Here is a 259-nt window from a genome sequence, read left to right as displayed (position 1 = left end):
CCATAAGGGCATGCAGGTTCTGCCGGTAAAGCTTCTCCTGGAAGCTGTGTATCCAGTCATAGAACGACCGCAACTCACCTTCCGAGGAAGCATTGAGCCCTGCCGGGTTTTCAGCCAATTTTCGACATAGGGGTACGCCATCTGTGACAGCGAGACGCCGCCGAACGAATAGGCCGGCCTCAGCAGATCAGGCACCGGCCGGCCGACGAAGGTCAGCAGGCGCGTCTTGTGAACCGTCAGCCCCATGACGTTCCAGAAC

1 protein-coding gene and 1 pseudogene are annotated in these 259 nt (G+C 58.7%); both read right to left on the bottom strand.

All coding sequences use genetic code 11. The annotated features are described in order from the left end of the window. On the bottom strand, positions 1-118 hold a 118-nt coding region (locus tag V5P19_RS24760), incomplete at its 3' end, for a hypothetical protein (RefSeq protein ID WP_369077406.1). After that, positions 103-259, bottom strand: a pseudogene (locus V5P19_RS23905) (phage portal protein); the annotation flags it as partial. The pseudogene V5P19_RS23905 and the gene V5P19_RS24760, both read right to left, overlap by 16 nt.

Origin of the sequence: Enterobacter sp. UNJFSC 003, assembly GCF_036903355.1 — a bacterium.
Taxonomy (GTDB): domain Bacteria; phylum Pseudomonadota; class Gammaproteobacteria; order Enterobacterales; family Enterobacteriaceae; genus Enterobacter.
The sequence above is the reverse complement of the archived record's forward strand: the minus strand, read 5'-3'. Positions and strand labels throughout refer to the sequence as shown.